Origin of the sequence: Bacillus sp. 3G2, from assembly GCF_044324725.1 — a bacterium.
Classification (GTDB): Bacteria; Bacillota; Bacilli; order Bacillales; family Bacillaceae_G; genus Bacillus_A; species Bacillus_A mobilis.
In genome coordinates this window covers 90,001-107,781 of the sequence record NZ_CP172246.1, presented here as the reverse complement: position 1 = coordinate 107,781, position 17,781 = coordinate 90,001, and the positions used below count along the sequence as shown (strand labels likewise).

Annotated in this window: 14 protein-coding genes, 2 rRNA genes and 1 other annotated feature (1 of these 17 only partly in view); all 16 genes read right to left on the bottom strand. The window is 39.2% G+C overall.

Annotated features, from left to right (window positions below):
* Window positions 1-3: 3 nt before the first annotated feature.
* On the bottom strand, window positions 4-747 hold the full coding sequence (gene rlmB / locus ACHZK0_RS00575) for a 23S rRNA (guanosine(2251)-2'-O)-methyltransferase RlmB (protein ID WP_000093762.1): 744 nt from the start codon (window positions 745-747) through the stop codon (window positions 4-6).
* Window positions 744-1,151, bottom strand: coding sequence for a Mini-ribonuclease 3 (locus ACHZK0_RS00570; protein WP_000564261.1), 408 nt, complete (start codon window positions 1,149-1,151; stop codon window positions 744-746). Before ACHZK0_RS00570 ends, rlmB begins: the two co-directional genes overlap by 4 nt.
* A gap of 2 nt (window positions 1,152-1,153) precedes the next feature.
* Window positions 1,154-2,551 carry a cysteine--tRNA ligase gene (gene cysS / locus ACHZK0_RS00565; RefSeq protein WP_061678375.1) on the bottom strand — a complete coding sequence of 466 codons (1,398 nt, stop codon included), beginning with the start codon at window positions 2,549-2,551 and terminating at the stop codon, window positions 1,154-1,156.
* Window positions 2,532-3,197, bottom strand: coding sequence for a serine O-acetyltransferase (gene cysE / locus ACHZK0_RS00560; RefSeq protein WP_097918320.1), 666 nt, complete (start codon window positions 3,195-3,197; stop codon window positions 2,532-2,534). The genes cysS and cysE overlap by 20 nt, the downstream gene beginning before the upstream one ends.
* Before the next feature lie 138 nt (window positions 3,198-3,335).
* Window positions 3,336-3,582, bottom strand: a binding site (T-box leader).
* A 47-nt stretch (window positions 3,583-3,629) separates the two neighbouring features.
* Window positions 3,630-5,087 carry a glutamate--tRNA ligase gene (gene gltX / locus ACHZK0_RS00555; protein WP_061678376.1) on the bottom strand — a complete coding sequence of 486 codons (1,458 nt, stop codon included), beginning with the start codon at window positions 5,085-5,087 and terminating at the stop codon, window positions 3,630-3,632.
* An 89-nt stretch (window positions 5,088-5,176) separates the two neighbouring features.
* A complete protein-coding gene (ispF, locus tag ACHZK0_RS00550) occupies window positions 5,177-5,653 on the bottom strand; it encodes a 2-C-methyl-D-erythritol 2,4-cyclodiphosphate synthase (protein ID WP_002159614.1) in 477 nt (158 codons plus the stop codon).
* 116 nt (window positions 5,654-5,769) lie between these two features.
* Entirely contained in the window at window positions 5,770-6,450 is a 681-nt protein-coding gene (ispD, locus tag ACHZK0_RS00545; RefSeq protein ID WP_262741712.1) for a 2-C-methyl-D-erythritol 4-phosphate cytidylyltransferase, read from the bottom strand.
* Window positions 6,451-6,466: 16 nt separating this feature from the next.
* On the bottom strand, window positions 6,467-7,576 hold the full coding sequence (locus ACHZK0_RS00540) for a PIN/TRAM domain-containing protein (RefSeq protein ID WP_262741713.1): 1,110 nt from the start codon (window positions 7,574-7,576) through the stop codon (window positions 6,467-6,469).
* A gap of 160 nt (window positions 7,577-7,736) precedes the next feature.
* Window positions 7,737-8,810 (bottom strand): DNA integrity scanning diadenylate cyclase DisA, encoded by a 1,074-nt coding sequence (gene disA / locus ACHZK0_RS00535; protein WP_061678380.1) that lies wholly within the window; start codon window positions 8,808-8,810, stop codon window positions 7,737-7,739.
* Window positions 8,811-8,813: 3 nt separating this feature from the next.
* Window positions 8,814-10,190 carry a DNA repair protein RadA gene (gene radA, locus ACHZK0_RS00530; RefSeq protein WP_061678381.1) on the bottom strand — a complete coding sequence of 459 codons (1,377 nt, stop codon included), beginning with the start codon at window positions 10,188-10,190 and terminating at the stop codon, window positions 8,814-8,816.
* 96 nt (window positions 10,191-10,286) lie between these two features.
* Window positions 10,287-12,722: an ATP-dependent protease ATP-binding subunit ClpC gene (gene clpC, locus ACHZK0_RS00525; protein WP_061678382.1), complete on the bottom strand. Its 2,436-nt coding sequence runs from the start codon at window positions 12,720-12,722 to the stop codon at window positions 10,287-10,289.
* A 22-nt stretch (window positions 12,723-12,744) separates the two neighbouring features.
* Window positions 12,745-13,809: a protein arginine kinase gene (locus tag ACHZK0_RS00520; RefSeq protein ID WP_000050824.1), complete on the bottom strand. Its 1,065-nt coding sequence runs from the start codon at window positions 13,807-13,809 to the stop codon at window positions 12,745-12,747.
* Between the two features lie 4 nt (window positions 13,810-13,813).
* Entirely contained in the window at window positions 13,814-14,362 is a 549-nt protein-coding gene (locus tag ACHZK0_RS00515) for a UvrB/UvrC motif-containing protein (protein ID WP_262741714.1), read from the bottom strand.
* 173 nt (window positions 14,363-14,535) lie between these two features.
* Window positions 14,536-14,997, bottom strand: a complete 462-nt coding sequence (gene ctsR / locus ACHZK0_RS00510) for a transcriptional regulator CtsR (RefSeq protein WP_061678384.1) — start codon at window positions 14,995-14,997, stop codon at window positions 14,536-14,538.
* Between the two features lie 209 nt (window positions 14,998-15,206).
* A 5S ribosomal RNA gene (rrf, locus tag ACHZK0_RS00505) occupies window positions 15,207-15,322 on the bottom strand.
* 49 nt (window positions 15,323-15,371) lie between these two features.
* A 23S ribosomal RNA gene (locus ACHZK0_RS00500) occupies window positions 15,372-17,781 on the bottom strand; it runs 512 nt beyond the window's last position.

Here is a 17,781-nt window from a genome sequence, read left to right as displayed (position 1 = left end):
TTTTTATTTACCAATTTCGTGACGCTTACGATATACCTCATACATTAACAAACTTGCGGCTACTGAAGCATTTAAGGATGTAACTTTACCCACCATCGGTAAAGTAATTAGGAAATCACATTTTTCACCAATAATACGACTCATACCTTTTCCTTCACTTCCAATTACTAATCCAATTGGCATTTTACCATCTAAATTACGGTAATCCGTTTTCCCTTTTGCATCTGTACCAGCAATCCAAAGTCCACGTTCTTTTAATTCATCAATTGTGCGAGATAAATTCGTTACACGTGCAACAGGAATATATTCAATTGCTCCAGTCGATGCTTTCGCAACTGATGCTGTAAGTCCCACAGCTCTTCTCTTAGGAATAATAATTCCATGAGCTCCTGTTGCATCCGCAGTACGCATAATAGAACCTAGGTTATGTGGGTCTTCAATTTCATCTAAAATTAAGAAGAACGGATCTTCATTACGCTTCTCTGCTACTTTAAATAGGTCTTCTAGCTCAGCATATTGATACGCAGCCACTTGAGCAATTACACCTTGATGATTCCCCTCAACTAATTGATCTAACTTCTTCTTTGGTGCGTGTTGTAAAATAACCTTATTTTCTTTCGCTAGTGCTAGTACAATTTGTACTTGTCCTTTGGCAGCACCTTCTGCGATCCAAATTTTATTAATGTCTCTTCCTGATCGTAACGCTTCAATCACAGGGTTACGTCCGATAATATATTCACTACTCATGATGATGTGCCCCCTTCCTTTTCTTCTAAAACAGCAATTGCCTTATATACAATTTCGTCTAATCTTTCGCGATTATTTAATAAGTGATGATAGCCAATTAGCGCTTCAAAAGCTGTGCTATGTCGATATGTTTGTACATCCGTATTTTTCGGAACAGTACCTGAATTTGCATTACGCCCTCTTCTTAGCACTGCTTCTTCTTCCTCAGTTAAAAATGCTGTCTCTAATAAATGATAAACAACTTTCGCCTGTGCTTTTGCCGAAACAAAGCTTGTCCCTAATCGATGTAATTGGTTAGGACGAACTTTCCCTTTTTGGAGTAGGTGATAGCGGATATATTGTTCATATACCGCATCACCCATGTATGCTAACGCTAAGCTGTTTAATTGCTTTGCATCAATCATTCTTATCCTCTTTTCCATCTTGTACCTTGAGCGGTATCTTCTAAAATAATATTACGGTCTTTTAAATCATCGCGAATTTGATCTGACAATGCAAAATCACGATTTTTACGAGCTTCAATACGTTTTTGAATAAGTGCCTCGATTTCTTCATCAAGCAACTCGTCTTGCGCTAATTCTAACCCTAAAATATCAAATAATGTTTCAAGTTGTTTTACGTATGCTTCAATTACTACTTTAGATGTATGTTCTTCCAGTAAATATTGATTCGCATGATTTGCTACATTATATAACTCAGTGATTGCATTAGCAGTGTTGAAGTCATCATTCATTGCTTCTTCAAATGCAGTCTGGAATTTTTCCAGTTCCGCTAACCAATTCTCATTATGGTCTGTTAAATCGGTACTGCTTTCCATACGGTGTTTTAAGTTACCGTAAGCCGTTTTAATTCTTTCCAGTCCGTTATTTGTACTTTGTAATAACTCTTCACTGAAATTAATTGGGTGACGGTAATGCACCGATAGCATAAAGAATCTGATTAACTGTGGATCATATTGCTTAATGATATCGTGAACTAAAATGAAGTTCCCCAGTGACTTAGACATCTTCTCATTATTAATATTAATATATCCATTGTGCATCCAATAACGTGCAAATGTTTTTCCAGTTAACGCCTCAGACTGCGCAATTTCATTCTCATGATGAGGAAATGCTAAGTCTTGACCACCAGCATGAATATCGATTGTATCCCCTAAGTATTTACGCGCCATTGCCGAGCATTCAATATGCCAGCCTGGACGACCTTTCCCCCAAGGGCTTTCCCAGAAGATTTCTCCTTCTTTCGCAGCTTTCCATAAGGCAAAATCAAGAGGGTCTTGTTTCTTTTCTCCTACTTCAATACGTGCACCGTGACGTAAGTCTGCGATTGGTTGATGCGATAATTTACCGTACCCTTCGAATTCCTTCGTTCTAAAGTACACATCACCTTCTGATTCATATGCATATCCTTTATTCACAAGTTCTTGAATAAATTCAATAATGATATCCATATTTTCCGTTACACGCGGATGTACTGTTGCGTGTTTGCAACCTAGTGCCGTTACATCCTCAAAGTATGCTTCAACAAAACGGTCAGCAATTGTCGGCACATCTTCACCTAATTCATTTGCCGCTTTAATTAGCTTATCATCTACGTCAGTAAAGTTAGATACATATTGCACATCATACCCTTTATATTCTAAATAACGGCGTACCGTATCAAATACCATAGGTGGTCTGGCATTCCCAATGTGAATATAGTTATAAACTGTAGGTCCGCACACATACATCTTTACCTTATTTTCTTCTAATGGAGTAAACTCTTCCTTTTGACGCGTTAACGTATTATAAATGTGAATAGTCATTTTTATCCTTCCTTTCTACCTTTACTTCAAGTTGTTTTTTCAATTTATCAAGTTCTACTTCCATGACCTTTAACTTATCAAAAATTGGGTCTGGAAGGTCAGAATGATTTAATTCTTGACCGATCTTTACTCCATTTTGAATAACGACTCGGCCAGGTATACCTACAACTGTAGAATGTGCAGGGACTTCTTTTAATACGACAGACCCCGCTCCAATTTTAGAATTCTCTCCAACTATAATAGAACCTAGTACTTTAGCACCTGTTGCAATTAATACATTATCCTGAATTGTAGGGTGCCTCTTTCCCTTTTCTTTACCCGTACCACCTAATGTAACCCCTTGATAGATCGTTACATTATCACCAATTTCGCACGTTTCTCCAATTACAACCCCCATTCCATGGTCTATGAAAAAACGACGACCAATTGTTGCTCCTGGATGAATCTCGATACCAGTAAAGAAACGACTAACTTGTGAGATCCAACGTGCAATAAAGAAGAAATTCTTTTTATAAAAAGCATGTGCAATCCGATGGGCCCAAACTGCATGTAATCCAGAGTAAGTCAAAATGACTTCGAAATAACTTCTTGCCGCTGGATCCTGTTCAAAAACGACTTCAATATCTTCCCGAAGCCTCTTAAACATCGATGTTCCCTCCCCTTTATGGGCTGCTTTTTCGAGCGAACTAACTCCCTACTTATCTCCCTAAATCTTTATACACGTAGATAAAACTTATACTCACACCCAGTTTTACGGTATAAAAAAAGACGTCTCTGTCATATTGACAGAGACGCCTTATAAGCGCGGTTCCACTCTGTTTAGGCTAAAAAAGGCCTCAAACTCATCTCTGATAACGGTGTACACCGCTTCTGCTTACTTTACGCCCTAAGACGTTTCGCAAAACAATTTGCTGTTCAGCAGAAGACTCGAAGGGGCATTTCAAAAATCCGCTTATAAACCACTTCCAGCCTAAAGGTGGTTCTCTCTGTAAAAAGCCTGATTTTCTACTTCTCCTTCTCGTCGCTTTTCCTTATTAGGTTTTAAGTATACTTATTATATTTCTAAACCTAGAAAATGTTAACCAATTACTTTTTGAAGACGATTTAAAACTTTTTCTTTTCCAAGAAGTGCAATAGCATTAGGAAGCTCTGGACCATGTGTTTGACCAGTAGTTGCAACACGGATTGGCATAAATAAGTTTTTACCTTTATGACCTGTTTCCTTTTGAACTGCTTTAATAGCCGCCTTAATTGCTGCTGGTTCCATCGCTTCTAGTGCTTCTACTTGACCAGCAAATGCACGAAGTACTTCTGGTACTTGTTCACCTTTTAATACTTCTTGTCCTTCTTCTTCATGATCAACATGATCTTTGAAGAACATTTCAGAAAGCTCTACAATTTCAGCTCCAAAACTCATTTGTTCATGATATAACGCAATTACATCACGAATCCAAGCTTGCTCTTGTTCACTTAAAGTTTCACCTATACGTCCAGCTTTCACTAGATGCGGTAAGCTTAATTCTACCACCGTATCTAAGTCTTGCTTTTTCATATATTGGTTGTTCATCCATTTTAATTTTTGAGAATCAAATAATGCAGGTGATTTTGATAAACGAGCTGCATCGAACATTTTGATAAACTCTTCTTGAGAGAAGATTTCTTCTTCTCCTACTGGTGACCAACCTAGTAGTGCAATAAAGTTAAAGATTGCTTCTGGAAGATATCCAAGCTCTTTATATTGCTCAATAAATTGAATAATAGATTCATCACGCTTACTTAATTTTTTACGGCTTTCATTTACAATTAAAGTCATATGACCAAATTGCGGAATATCCCAACCGAAAGCTTCATAAATCATCATTTGTTTTGGCGTATTTGAAATATGATCATCACCACGAAGTACGTGTGTAATTTCCATTAAGTGATCATCTACTGCTACCGCAAAGTTATAAGTTGGAATTCCATCTTTTTTCACGATAACGAAATCACCGAAATCATTTGAATGGAATGCAACTTCATCTTTTACGATATCTTTAAATGTGTAGTCACGGTCAGCTGGTACACGGAAACGAATACTTGGAATACGTCCCTCAGCTTCAAATTCTTTCTCTTGTGCTTCAGTTAAATCACGGTGGTTACCTGCGTAACGAGGTGTTTCACCACGAGAGATTTGTCCTTCACGTTCTGCTTCTAGCTCTTCTTCTGTCATATAACATTTGTAAGCTAAACCACGCTCTAGTAAATCTTCATATAATTTTTTATAAATATCTAAACGCTCTGTTTGACGATATGGTCCAAATTCACCACCAACATCAACACCTTCATCCCAGTCCATACCGAGCCATTTTAAGTATTTTAATTGGCTTTCTTCTCCACCAGCAACATTACGTTTTACATCAGTATCTTCAATACGAATAATAAACTTACCATCTTGATGACGTGCAAATAAATAATTAAATAATGCCGTACGCGCATTTCCGATATGTAAGTGTCCTGTTGGACTTGGCGCATAGCGCACTCTCACTTGCTTTTCCATAATTGGTACACCTTCCATTCTTAATGTCAACACATTCTATAATTGTACACCAAACAAATGTGATTATCCATCTTACGAATTAAAAACCATTATTTTTTCTGTAATAAAACAACTGCTTGAGAAGCAATTCCTTCTTCTCTACCTGTAAATCCTAATTTTTCTGTTGTTGTTGCCTTTACATTGATATTATCAATAGACGTTTCTAATAGCTCACTAATGCGTTTACGCATACTTTCAATATGTGGTGCCATCTTTGGCTTTTGAGCAATAATTGTACAATCTAGATTCCCTAACTCGTAACCTTGTTCACATACAAATTCCCAAACCTTTTGCAGCAATACAGCTGAATCAGCGTCTTTAAAGGCAGGATCTGTATCAGGGAAATGCTTTCCAATATCTCCTGCTGCAATTGCACCTAAACATGCATCTGCGATCGTATGTAACAATACGTCTGCGTCTGAATGACCAATTAATCCTTTCTCATGAGGAATTGTAATTCCACCAATAATTAACGGTCTACCTTCCGCGAATTCATGCACATCAAAACCTTGTCCAATTCGAAACATTTTTTTACATCCTCCTCAAGCTAAACTACTGAGCTTTATGACTCTATATTATATCGCTATCCTTATAAAGAAAAGCCCGGCTGTTGCCGAGCTTTTCTTCGCTATACTCATTGCTATCATTTCGTTTGAACGTGAAGGAAACTTTCAGCAATTAGTAAATCTTCTGGAGTCGTCACTTTAATATTATAGTAACTTCCCTCTACTACACCCACTTGCTTCCCGATACGTTCTACGAGACTTGCATCATCTGTACCAAGGAAACAACTCTGTTTCGCACTTCTATGAGCTTCTAACAAAAGAGAAACAGAGAACCCTTGCGGTGTTTGTACAGCTTTAAGCTGAGATCTTTCTACCGTTTCGACAACAACACCCTGCTCTACCTTCTTAACGGTATCTTTCACTGGCACCGCACAAATGGACGCGCCGTATTTTTCTGCTGCAGTTAATACATCTTGAATCACTTTATTCGTTACGAATGGACGCGCACCGTCATGTACAAGAACATACTCAACATCACTAGTATGCTGAATGGCGTTATATACACTATCCTGTCTTTCGGCTCCACCCTGAATAAATTGTACCGGCTTTTCAATCGGATACTTCTGCATTAATTCTTCAAAATACGGACGTTCCTCTTCGTTAATTGCCATAATAATACTTTTGCACGCTTTATCCTTTTCAAAAGCACGTAACGTATGCACAATAATCGGTACTTCATTAATAAGTAAGAACAACTTATTTTTACCTGCACCCATCCGCTTACCTTGACCAGCTGCTGGAATAATTAATGTATACATATTAATAATCCTCTACTTATAATGCTTTTTCTAATAATTTACGTTTGGCGAAAATCATACGACCAGCCGATGTTTGCAACACACTCGTAACAAGCACATTGAGTTGTGAACCTACATATTCTCTACCATCTTCTACTACGATCATCGTGCCGTCATCTAAATATGCAACACCTTGATTTTGTTCTTTTCCGTCTTTTACAACATAAACACTTAGTTCTTCGCCTGGGAGTACAACAGGTTTAATTGCATTAGCTAAATCGTTAATGTTTAACACCGTTACCCCTTGTAGTTCAGAAACTTTATTTAAGTTGAAATCATTCGTTACTACCGTTCCACCAGTGATTTTCGCCAACTTTACAAGCTTGCTATCCACTTCTTGAATATCATCGAAATCGCCTTCATAAATTTCTACCGGAATCGGCATCTCTTTTTGAATACGATTTAAAATATCTAATCCTCTGCGACCACGATTACGTTTTAAAGCATCCGAAGAATCAGCAATGTGCTGAAGTTCTTCTAACACGAATTGTGGAATCACAATTGTTCCTTCTAAAAACTTTGTTTGGCAAATATCAGCAATACGTCCGTCGATAATTACACTCGTATCGAGAATTTTCCAATGAGTTGTAGATTCTTCTACCTCTGCTTCAGTTTCTTCATTATCACTATTATTATTTTTCTTCTTCCCACGTTGTGGTAGTGTAAATAATCCTAGCAATTCATTCCTCTTTTTAAACCCTACTTGGAATCCTAAGTATCCAAGTAAAAGAGTAAAGAACACTTGCAACACTGTACTAATAACTGGAATTGTAAATTCACGAATTGGTATTAAAATTAAATACGCAACAATAAGCCCAGAGATTAAACCTAATGTACCAAATAAAACATCCGCTACAGGCGCCTTTACAAGAGCCTCTTCAATATGCTTAATAAGTTGAACAATATAATCTACAAGCCAAAATGTTGTTAAAAATAAAATAATTGCACCAATAATTGCACGAGCGTACGATCCTTCCAATAAAGGAACGGCACCGATGTCTAATACATTAATAACTTTTGGGATTAAGTAAATCCCTAACGCTCCCCCAATTACTAGAAAGAAGAGCTGTACAATCCGTTTTAACATCCAACCACCTCCTACTCATTATTAACCATTGTTTCGCTAATCAAAACGCCGAATGCAAAAGCGGACGTGTTTTTTTATAAATAGTTTTATTTACCAATATATCATATCATATACCAAAAGTGTTCTAGTGTCGTTATATTATGGAATCAATGTAATATTCTTAATTGTGTCTACTCATATAGAGATGCTCTTGGATTCTTTTTAGGCCTTCTCGTATTTTCTTCGCCCTGACTTCTCCAATTCCTTCCACATCATCCAATTCATTAATAGTTGCTCGACAAACACCTTGCAAAGTCTTAAACCGATTAATTAAATTTTCAATGATAAGTGGCGGAACGCGCGAAATTTTGCTTGTGATTCGGTATCCTCTCGGCGTCACACTTTCTTCTAAACTCGTTTGTCCTGGGTATCCAAGCAATTTAACTAAATCGCTATCCTCTAGAAGTTGTGTGTTCGCAAGATCTTGTAACTTTTTCAAAATTTGATGATGGTCTTGTGTTTTTTCTTGGTAATAATCTTTAATTAATAACGCTGCCTCTGCCTCTAAATCAGCTAGTAGTTCTGTAAGTTGTAAACGAATTAACCTACCTTCTGTTCCTAGCTCATGAATATAGCTCAATATTTCATTTTTAATACGCAGTACCATTTCGACACTATGTAGCACATGAACCACCTCAGACATTGTAACGACTTCTTCAAATTCTAGAATGCCCAAATTCGTAATACCATCATTCCATACAGCCTTATATTTTTCTAACGTCTGAATAGCTTGGTTTGCCTTTGTTAAAATAACACCTATATCCTTTAGTGTATAACGTAAATTCCCTTGATATAGTGTAATTACGTTACGTCTTTGTGAAATAGCCACAACGAGACTACCCGTCTGCTTTGCTACACGCTCTGCTGTCCGGTGGCGCATACCTGTTTCAATAGAATCGATAGATGCCTCTGGAACTAACTGTGCATTTGCAATTAAAATTTTACTTCCAGTTTCATTTAAAATAAGTGCCCCATCCATTTTTGCTAATTCGTATAAACTAGCAGGAGAGAATGCACAATTAATATGAAAGCCTCCATCTACAATACTTTTAATTTGTTCGTTATATCCAAGAACAATTAGTCCCCCTGTTTGTGCGCGAAGCACATTATCTATCCCTTCGCGCAGTGGTGTTCCTGGGGCCACGAGTTGTAAAATATTAATCATACTTTTGACACGTTGCTTGTTTTCTTCCATAGCCTAGCCTCCTAATGTCAAACGAAGCGCTTCCCCTAAATTAGATACACCTACTACCTCAATCCCATCCGGAATTGTCCATCCTCCCAAATTTTTTCTAGGAATAATAGCACGTTGAAATCCTAATTTAGCTGCTTCTTGTACACGTTGTTCAATTCTCGATACTCTTCTTATTTCTCCAGTTAATCCTACTTCTCCTATTACTGCATCAGTTGGTGCCGTAGATTTATCTCTAAAACTTGAAGCTATACTTAAAGCCACAGCTAAATCAATTGCTGGTTCATCTAATTTCAAACCACCTGCCACTTTTAAATATGCATCTTGATTTTGCAATAATAAACCTGTTCTTTTTTCTAACACTGCCATAATAAGTGATACACGGTTATGATCAATTCCCGTCGCCATTCTTCGAGGGTTTCCAAAACTAGTAGGGGAGATTAATGCTTGTATTTCTACTAAAACCGGTCTTGTTCCTTCCATTGAGGCAACTACTGTTGATCCTGCGACTCCAACGGGTCTTTCCTCAAGAAAAATTTCAGAAGGATTTAAGACTTCCGCAAGACCAAGCTCTTTCATTTCAAAAATACCCATTTCATTCGTGGAACCAAAACGATTCTTCACAGCTCGTAAAATACGATATGTATGATGACGATCTCCTTCAAAGTAAAGAACTGCATCGACCATATGTTCTAACATACGCGGTCCCGCAATTGCCCCCTCTTTTGTTACATGTCCGACGATAAAAATAGGGATCCCTTTCGTTTTTGCAAGTTTCATTAATTCCGCTGTACATTCACGTACTTGTGCCACACTTCCCGGTGCTGACGTTACCTCAGGTAAATGTATCGTTTGAATGGAATCAATAACAACAAAAGCTGGATTCATCTCTTCAATGTGTGCTGCAATTCGCTGCAAGTCCGTCTCTGATACAACAAATAGATTACTACCATTTACATGCAAACGATCTGCACGAAGTTTAATCTGTTTTGCCGATTCTTCACCGGATATATATAGTACATCATATGAAGAATCTGCTAATTGCGATGAAATCTGTAATAGCAATGTTGATTTTCCAATCCCAGGGTCTCCACCAATAAGTACTAAGGATCCATCTACAATCCCACCACCAAGTACACGGTTAAACTCTTGGAATTTCGTTTCAATACGTGCCTCAGATTTTGTTTCTACTTCTGTTAGGCGTCTTGGTTTTGTTACTTCCGATTGAATTGCATTGGCATAATTAAGGCGCCTTGATGATACAACCGGTTCCATCTCTTCAACAAGTGTATTCCATTGACCACAACCAGGGCATTTCCCCATATATTTTGGTGACTGATAACCACACTCTTGACATGTGAATTTTGTTTTCTTTTTAGCCATATCGTTTTATATTTCACTTCACTTTCATCTATAAACAGTTTATCCTTCTCGTACAAGAAAGAGGGCTATCTCGTAGCCCTCTTAGTTTGTCTATACTTATTTTACCTTTTCAGCACTATGAATGACAAATGTTTCCCCTTCAACATCAAAGATAACTTTTTGTCCTTTCTCAATAGCACCTTTTAAAAGTTCTTCCGACAGTCTATCTTCTACATGTTTCTGAATTGCTCTACGAAGCGGACGAGCACCGTATTCGCGGTCAAATCCTTTATCAGCAATAGCTGAAATTGCTCCTTCTGTTAAATGCAATTCAATTTCTTGCTCTTTTAAGCGATTCACTAACTGATTTACCATAAGTGTTACAATCTCTTGAATATGTTTTTTCTCAAGCATATGGAACACGATAATTTCATCAATACGGTTTAAGAATTCTGGACGAAATGCCTTTTTCAGTTCATCCATTACTTTACCTTTCATATCTGAATAATCGCGGCTCTCATCTTGTACGTTAAATCCAAGATGTTTATTACGTTTTAACGCGTCTGCACCAACGTTAGATGTCATAATAACAATTGTATTACGGAAATCAACTGTACGCCCTTTAGAATCCGTTAAGCGACCATCTTCTAATACTTGTAGTAAAATGTTAAACACATCAGGGTGAGCTTTCTCTACTTCATCTAATAGGACAACTGAATATGGCTTACGGCGAACCTTTTCTGTTAATTGTCCACCTTCTTCATATCCAACATATCCTGGAGGAGATCCAACTAAACGAGAAGTAGAATGCTTCTCCATGTACTCAGACATATCGATGCGAATCATTGCATCCTCATCACCGAACATAGATTCTGCTAACGCTCTTGCTAGCTCTGTTTTACCTACACCTGTTGGTCCTAAGAAAATAAATGAACCAATCGGACGTTTTGGATCTTTCAATCCCGCTCTAGCACGACGAACAGCTTTCGCTACAGCTACTACCGCTTCATCTTGACCAATAACACGATCGTGAAGGATGGATTCTAAGTTTAATAATTTATCAGTCTCTGTTTGTGCAAGTTTAGAAACCGGTATACGAGTCCAAGTAGAAACAACATTTGCAATATCTTCTACTGTCACTTCTGAGTTTTCTTTTCCTTGTTGTTCTTTCCATTGGCGCTTCGTATCTTCTAACTTCTCACGTAAGCGTTGTTCCATATCACGTAAGGAAGCAGCTTTTTCAAATTCTTGACTTTGCACAGCTGCATCTTTTTCTTTTCTAATTTCCTCAAGCTTCACTTCAAGCTCTTTTAAATTTGGTGGTGTTGTATAAGAACGTAAGCGAACCTTTGAAGCAGCTTCATCAATTAAGTCAATTGCTTTATCTGGTAAGAAACGATCTGTAATATAACGGTCTGAAAGCTTTACAGCTGCATCAATTGCATCATCTGTAATAGATACACGGTGATGTGCCTCGTAACGATCACGTAAACCTTTCAAAATTTGAGTTGATTCGTCTAAACTTGGCTCATCAACGTGAATTGGTTGGAAACGTCTCTCTAAAGCCGCGTCTTTTTCAATATATTTACGATATTCATCTAAAGTTGTCGCCCCAATACATTGTAACTCTCCGCGTGCTAAAGATGGTTTTAAAATGTTCGATGCATCAATGGCACCTTCTGCTCCACCTGCACCAATTAATGTATGAAGTTCATCAATAAATAGAATAATGTTGCCAGCTTGACGGATTTCATCCATAACTTTCTTTAAACGATCTTCAAATTCACCACGATATTTCGTTCCAGCTACAACTGTACCCATATCTAGTGTCATAACACGCTTATCTCTTAATGTTTCAGGAACTTCATTATTTACAATTTGTTGTGCTAATCCTTCTGCAATTGCCGTTTTACCCACACCAGGCTCTCCAATTAATACAGGATTGTTTTTTGTTCTACGGCTTAAAACTTCAATTACACGTTGAATTTCTTTACCACGCCCGATAACAGGATCTAGACGATTTTCACGTGCAACAACTGTTAAATCACGCGCTAAGCTATCTAGTGTCGGTGTATTTGCATTTGTTGAAGAACCCCCTTGGTGACCTGAACTTGCTTCATTACTTCCAAGAAGTTGCAATACTTGTTGTCTTGCCTTATTTAGGCTAACACCTAAGTTATTTAAAACACGTGCTGCCACACCTTCACCTTCACGGATTAAACCAAGTAAGATATGTTCTGTTCCGACGTAAGAATGACCTAATTTACGAGCTTCATCCATTGACAACTCAATAACCTTTTTAGCACGCGGTGTATAATGTACAGTTTGAGAAGCTTCTGTTCCGCGTCCAATTAATGCTTCTACCTCTTTTTGAACTTTTTCTGGACTTAATCCAAGAGCAATTAACGCTTTTGCTGCAATTCCTTCACCTTCACGTACAAGCCCAAGTAAAATATGTTCTGTTCCAATATTATTATGCCCAATACGAATTGCTTCCTCTTGAGATAAAGCTAATACTTTCTGTGCTCTTTCTGTAAATCTTCCAAACATCATAGAAATCGCCTCCTACTTGCGCTTAGTTTTTTTCAATACGTAATCGCTCACGGATTAAGGTTGCTCTTCGATAATCTCTTTCTTCTGGTCCTAAAGGTCCACCTGCATATTGTTGTAAAATACCTGGTTGTGTAAGAACCATTAGCTCAGTCAAAATATTTCTCGATACACCTTTTATATATCCTAAATCAATACCAAGTCGTACATCTGATAAGCAAGTGGCCGCTTCCGCAGATTGAATTAACCGACTGTTTGCTAGTATGCCATAAGAGCGATAAACTTTATCTTCAAGCTCAATACTTGAATTTTGTACAATTAATTCTCTAGCCATTTTTTCTTGCTGTATGATTTGTTGAATGACACTCTTTAAATCTGCAATAATATCTTCTTCAGATTTTCCTAGTGTCATTTGATTTGACACTTGAAATATATTACCTAACGCTTCGCTACCTTCACCGTATATTCCTCTTACTACTAACCCTAATTTTTGAATTACTTGTATAATACGGCTAATTCTTTTCGTTAAAACGAGTCCCGGTAAGTGAATCATTACTGAAGCCCTCAGTCCTGTACCAACGTTAGTAGGGCAGCTCGTTATATATCCAAGTGATTCATCAAAAGCATATTCAACCTCTTCCTCTATCCAATTATCTATTTGATTGGCACTTTGAAGGGCCTCTGATAACTGCAACCCTGAAAATAAGCACTGAATCCTAATATGGTCTTCTTCATTCAGCATAACACTAATATGTTCGCTTCCTGACAATAGACATGCTCCATATTCTGTTCCGGCAAGGTTAGGACTAATTAAATGCTTTTCAACTAATACTCTCCTTTGAAGAGGCGTTAATTCATTCATTTTTAATAGTTCAAACTCTCCAAAAGGTTCTACCGTTTTATTTATAAATTCCTTTTTAAATAATTCATGAATCTGTTTAGCTTCTTCTTCGTTTTGCATAGTAGAGAATTGATATTTTTTAAAATTACGAGCCAAACGTATTCGACTACTTAAAACAATATCAGAATCAGGGCCATCCCCCTTCATCCATGGACTAATCGCTTCATTCATAATTTTGTCCAGTGACATAGAACTATTCCCCCTCTCTATGCTCACTAAGCTGACTTTCAAGAACTCGAATTTTATCCCTTATTTCAGCAGCTTTCTCAAACTCCTCTTTCTGTACGTATTGTTTCAGAATGAGTTTTAGTTCATCTAATTCTTTCTTTAAGTGAATATTTCCTTCTATACGTTCCGGAATTTTTCCACAATGATCTGTATGTCCGCCGTGAAGACGTTTTAATAATGGCTTTAAATGTTCCTTAAATGTATCGTAACAAGAAGCACATCCAAAACGTCCCACCTTTGTAAATTGCTCATATGTCATCTTACAATCTGGACACCTTAATATATTTGTATTCGAAAGCCCGTTTTGTCCTTCTTCAAACATTGTTGATTCACCATGTAATAACCCCGCAAATAAATCATGGAATGAAAAGTTAGACTGCGGCGATTGAAAGAAAGACGTATAGCCACTTTGTTCTGCACATTGCTCACAAAGATGAACTTCCGTCTTCTGTTCGTTGATTACTTTTGTATAATGTAAAGTTGCTGTTCTTATATTACAGTTTTGACAAGTCATCACTATCCCCACCTTTACAACAGGAACGATCTATCTCATAGTACTTTCCATACATTACTAGATTGTTCACTTTCCCTTACTCATTTAAATAAAAGTGCGTGTTCTTTTTTCAAAACCTCTACAATATTTAACTGCCTTATATCTTAGTTATTACTCTTTTACAAAAGCTATATTTATTTATATTTCAGTGTTCTTAACATTGCGCATAATATTCGAGCCCTAAGTTCATCTCGAGAAGGAACATCCATTGATAATACAGAACGATCTAGTACACTTAACATAAGTTTAGCTTCACGATTTGTTATGATTCCCTCTTCTATTAAACGTATAATCATACTCTCTGCATTCCCTTGCGCAACGCTATGATCAATCATATGAAGCATTTGATCGATAATGTCTATATCGTCATGCAGTTTGACTTTTATAATGCGAATGTAACCTCCTCCACCACGTTTACTTTCTACTACAAATCCTCTTTCTATCGTAAAACGGGTATTGATTACATAATTAATTTGAGATGGTACGCACTCGAATCGATCCGCAATCTCATTTCTTTTGATTTCAATCACATTATTATTACTTAAGTCAATAACTTGCTTTAGATATTGCTCGATGATATCAGATATATTTCTCATTTATCCGCCACCTTTATTGACTTTGACTATCTTTGACTTTAATTATATACGTATTAATAAAATTTGCAACTCTTTTGCTTATTCACTATCCTAGCCACATTCCCCTGTATTTAATCAAAATAATAATTATTTAAACACATTTTTTAATTACTATAGATTATAAAAGAAAACACGAAAAAACACGAGTCTAATGACTCGTGTTTTTATTTGCTTGGCGACGTCCTACTCTCACAGGGACAAGGTCCCAACTACCATCGGCGCTAGAGAGCTTAACTTCCGTGTTCGGTATGGGAACGGGTGTGACCTCTCTGCCATCATCACCAAACTATGAAGGCATATTCCTTCAAAACTAGATAACATTTGCTACATATTATATGGTTAAGTCCTCGATCTATTAGTATTCGTCAGCTCCACATGTCACCATGCTTCCACCTCGAACCTATCAACCTGATCATCTTTCAGGGATCTTACTAGCTTACGCTATGGGAAATCTCATCTTGAGGGGGGCTTCATGCTTAGATGCTTTCAGCACTTATCCCTTCCGCACATAGCTACCCAGCTATGCCCTTGGCAGAACAACTGGTACACCAGCGGTGCGTCCATCCCGGTCCTCTCGTACTAAGGACAGCTCCTCTCAAATTTCCTACGCCCACGACGGATAGGGACCGAACTGTCTCACGACGTTCTGAACCCAGCTCGCGTACCGCTTTAATGGGCGAACAGCCCAACCCTTGGGACCGACTACAGCCCCAGGATGCGATGAGCCGACATCGAGGTGCCAAACCTCCCCGTCGATGTGGACTCTTGGGGGAGATAAGCCTGTTATCCCCGGGGTAGCTTTTATCCGTTGAGCGATGGCCCTTCCATGCGGAACCACCGGATCACTAAGCCCGACTTTCGTCCCTGCTCGACTTGTAGGTCTCGCAGTCAAGCTCCCTTATGCCTTTGCACTCTACGAATGATTTCCAACCATTCTGAGGGAACCTTTGGGCGCCTCCGTTACACTTTAGGAGGCGACCGCCCCAGTCAAACTGCCCACCTGACACTGTCTCCCGGGTCGATAAGACCCGTAGGTTAGAATTTCAATACAGTCAGGGCGGTATCCCACCAGCGCCTCCACCGAAGCTAGCGCTCCGGTTTCAATGGCTCCCGCCTATCCTGTACAAACTGTACCAAAATTCAATATCAGGCTACAGTAAAGCTCCACGGGGTCTTTCCGTCCTGTCGCGGGTAACCTGCATCTTCACAGGTACTATAATTTCACCGAGTCTCTGGTTGAGACAGTGCCCAAATCGTTACACCTTTCGTGCGGGTCGGAACTTACCCGACAAGGAATTTCGCTACCTTAGGACCGTTATAGTTACGGCCGCCGTTTACTGGGGCTTCAGTTCAGAGCTTCGCTTACGCTAACCCCTCTCCTTAACCTTCCAGCACCGGGCAGGTGTCACCCCCTATACTTCGCCTTACGGCTTCGCAGAGAGCTGTGTTTTTGCTAAACAGTCGCTTGGGCCTATTCACTGCGGCTTTCCGTTAAGAAAGCACCCCTTCTCCCGAAGTTACGGGGTCATTTTGCCGAGTTCCTTAACCAGAGTTCTCTCGCACACCTTAGGATTCTCTCCTCGCCTACCTGTGTCGGTTTGCGGTACAGGCACCTTTTATCTCGCTAGAAGCTTTTCTTGGCAGCGGGGAATCAAAGACTTCGCTCCATAAGGAGCTTCCCCATCACAACTCAGCCTTCACGATAAGCGGATTTGCCTACTTATCAGCCTAATTGCTTGGACGTGCACAACCAATCGCACGCTTCTTCTATCCTTCTGCGTCCCTCCATTGCTCAAACGATAAAGAGGTGGTACAGGAATATCAACCTGTTGTCCATCGCCTACGCCTGTCGGCCTCGGCTTAGGTCCTGACTAACCCTGAGCGGACGAGCCTTCCTCAGGAAACCTTAGGCATTCGGTGGACGGGATTCTCACCCGTCTTTCGCTACTCATACCGGCATTCTCACTTCTAAGCGCTCCACCAGTCCTTCCGGTCTGACTTCACTGCACTTAGAACGCTCCCCTACCACTGATACCATTGGTATCAATTCGCAGCTTCGGTGGTGTATTTAGCCCCGGTACATTTTCGGCGCAGAGTCACTCGACTAGTGAGCTATTACGCACTCTTTAAATGGTGGCTGCTTCTAAGCCAACATCCTAGTTGTCTAAGCAACTCCACATCCTTTTCCACTTAATACACACTTTGGGACCTTAGCTGGCGATCTGGGCTGTTTCCCTCTTGACTACGGATCTTATCACTCGCAGTCTGACTCCTAAGGATAAGTCATTGGCATTCGGAGTTTGACTGAATTCGGTAATCCGATGAGGACCCCTAGTTCAATCAGTGCTCTACCTCCAAGACTCTTACACTTAAGGCTAGCCCTAAAGCTATTTCGGGGAGAACCAGCTATCTCCAGGTTCGATTGGAATTTCTCCGCTACCCACACCTCATCCCCGCACTTTTCAACGTGCGTGGGTTCGGGCCTCCATTCAGTGTTACCTGAACTTCACCCTGGACATGGGTAGATCACCTGGTTTCGGGTCTACGACCACGTACTAAACGCCCTATTCAGACTCGCTTTCGCTGCGGCTCCGCCTCTTCAGCTTAACCTCGCACGGGATCGTAACTCGCCGGTTCATTCTACAAAAGGCACGCCATCACCCATTAACGGGCTCTGACTATTTGTAGGCACACGGTTTCAGGATCTCTTTCACTCCCCTTCCGGGGTGCTTTTCACCTTTCCCT